This is a genomic window from Methylobacterium variabile (genome assembly GCF_001043975.1).
In the GTDB taxonomy this organism is placed as follows: Bacteria; Pseudomonadota; Alphaproteobacteria; order Rhizobiales; family Beijerinckiaceae; genus Methylobacterium; species Methylobacterium variabile.
Window position 1 is genome coordinate 1 of sequence record NZ_LABY01000408.1, and the last position, 2,704, is coordinate 2,704.

The following is a 2,704-nucleotide window of genomic DNA, read 5'->3' on the forward strand; positions in this document are numbered from 1 at the left end:
CCGCCCGCAGCACCGCGCCGAGCGCGCCGCCGCCGGCGGCCCCCCTGCCGCCCCTGGCGCCGCTGGAGCGCCGGGTGCGCACCGGGCTGCGCCGCGGCTCCCGCAGCGTCGACGCCGTGATCGACCTGCACGGCCTGCGCCAGGCCGAGGCCCATGCGGCGCTGATCGGGTTCCTGCACCGCTCCCGGGCCGCCGGGCACGCCGTGGTGCTGGTCGTTACCGGCAAGGGGGTGGGCGGGGACGATCCGTACGCCGAGCGGGGCGTGTTGCGCCGCAGCGTCCCGCACTGGCTGCGCCTGCCGGAGCTGCGTTCCCTGGTCCTCGGCTTCGAGGAGGCCGCCCATCACCACGGCGGTGGCGGCGCGCTCTACATCCGCCTGCGGCGGCGCTGAGCAGACTTGCGTCGGCTGGCCAGCGCTTCTCCCGCCGAGCTTCCTGGTCCGCCACAGGTTTTCGCTGTCAAACCGGCCACTGCTCCCGTGAAATCCGCCGAGAGCCGACCCACTTCGACCCGACACGGACACGGGATGGGGCGATCAAAACGGAGTGTGGAACAAGCCTTCCGATCGGATGAACCGCTGCGCCGGTGATCTACGGTTGTGTCTCCGGGACTGAACTTTCCAAATGTTAATGCGTGAGGAAGATGAGCGCGTCGATAGTTCGGGCGTGCTTTGGACGCGGCCAGGGCACCGTGCCGGGTTCCTCCGTTTCCCTCCGATCCCGCGGTGCCGCTGCCTGTCCCCACTTCTCCCCACCGGGGACTTGAGTCGACGGCGAGGACCCGTTACATAAAGTCGTTCCCTCCTCCATCGTCACGTCACGTCGCATCACGGGCCGACAACGCCCCCCTCGCGACCTCCGGGACAATCAGGCGACGACTTCGCGACCGGTGCCCGCCTCGGCCATCCCGTTGCTCCCGCTCAACGCCGTGTCCTGCGGCTGACGACCATTCCCTGACATGACGCCCCCCAGCCTCGCCCCCGCACCCCGATATCCCATGATCGAAGACACTCTCGCCCCGACCGAGACCCTGGCCGCTCCCGCGATGCGGGAGGTGAAGCTGCAGGATCTCAAATCGAAGACGCCCACGGAGCTCCTGACCTTCGCCGAGGAGGTCGAGGTCGAGAACGCCTCGACCATGCGCAAGCAGGAGCTGATGTTCGCGATCCTGAAGCAGCTCGCTGCCAAGGACGTCGAGATCATCGGCGCCGGCACGGTCGAGGTGCTGCAGGACGGCTTCGGCTTCCTGCGCTCCTCCGACTCGAACTACCTGCCCGGCCCCGACGACATCTACATCTCGCCGACGCAGATCCGCCGCTTCGGCCTGCGCACCGGCGACACCGTCGAGGGCCCGATCCGCGGCCCGAAGGACGGTGAGCGCTACTTCGCGCTGCTCAAGGTCAACACCATCAACTTCGAGAACCCGGACAAGATCAAGCACAAGGTCCACTTCGACAACCTGACGCCGCTGTTCCCCACGCAGCGCTTCAAGCTTGAGTTGCCGGAGCCGACCCGCAAGGACTTCTCGCCCCGGATCATCGATATCGTCGCGCCGATCGGCAAGGGACAGCGCGCCCTGATCGTGGCGCCGCCGCGCACCGGCAAGACGGTGCTGATGCAGAACATCGCCCAGTCGATCACCCTGAACCACCCCGAGTGCTACCTCATCGTCCTGCTCATCGACGAGCGGCCCGAGGAGGTCACCGACATGCAGCGCTCGGTGAAGGGCGAGGTGATCGCCTCGACCTTCGACGAGCCGGCGACCCGCCACGTCCAGGTCGCCGAGATGGTGATCGAGAAGGCCAAGCGCCTGGTCGAGCACGGCCGCGACGTGGTGATCCTGCTCGACTCGATCACCCGCCTCGGCCGCGCCTACAACACCGTGGTGCCGTCTTCCGGCAAGGTGCTGACCGGCGGCGTCGACGCCAACGCCCTGCAGCGGCCCAAGCGCTTCTTCGGTGCCGCCCGCAACATCGAGGAGGGCGGCTCGCTCTCCATCATCGCGACCGCGCTGATCGATACTGGCTCGCGGATGGATGAGGTGATCTTCGAGGAGTTCAAGGGCACCGGCAACTCCGAGATCATCCTGGACCGCAAGGTCTCCGACAAGCGCATCTTCCCGGCCATCGACATCACCCGCTCCGGCACCCGCAAGGAGGAGCTGCTGGTCCCGCCGGACTCGCTCAAGAAGACCTACGTCCTGCGCCGCATCCTCAACCCGATGGGCGTGACCGACGCGATCGAGTTCCTGCTCGACAAGCTGCGTCAGACCAAGAGCAACGCCGATTTCTTCGACTCGATGAACACCTGACGCGGCCGCCGGTCGCGCTCGCCCGATCCTTGCACGGCGCCCCGGGAGGGGCGCCGTTCTCGTTTGAGGGGATCCACGAAGCGGCCGGGCGATCCATCGGCCGCTCCCGCAGTGGTGGCGGAGATGCAGCACCCGGATCGCCGTAGGGCGGTCGTCCGGGAGGGGTTGTCGCGAGCGATGCGCCTCGACGGGACTGGATGACGCCTCCCTGAAATCCGCTTCCCCATGCTCCCTCCTCGCCGCTGCCGTGAGAGCACGCCCTGTCGAGACCCGCCGAGCCGCCGGGGTGATGTCGCAGCCTGTCCCGCCGTTCGGCACCGCCGGCGGAACGTGCTAGCCACGCGACCGCGAAGCCCTCCTGGCTCCGCCCCTCTCCGGCCCCGTCCCCTGCCC

2 protein-coding genes are annotated in these 2,704 nt (G+C 68.4%); both read left to right on the forward strand.

The features are described from left to right. A partial coding sequence (locus VQ02_RS33565; protein ID WP_048448613.1) for a Smr/MutS family protein occupies window positions 1–392 on the forward strand: 392 nt, incomplete at its 5' end. Window positions 393–997: 605 nt separating this feature from the next. Continuing rightward, complete coding sequence (gene rho, locus VQ02_RS33570) at window positions 998–2,311, forward strand: transcription termination factor Rho (RefSeq protein ID WP_048448614.1); 1,314 nt, start codon at window positions 998–1,000, stop codon at window positions 2,309–2,311. The last annotated feature ends 393 nt before the right edge of the window (window positions 2,312–2,704 follow it).

Coding starts and splice junctions, on each gene's coding strand:
- rho (WP_048448614.1), top strand. CDS start 998: ATGATCGAAGACACTCTCGCCCCGACCGAGACCCTGGCCGCTCCCGCG.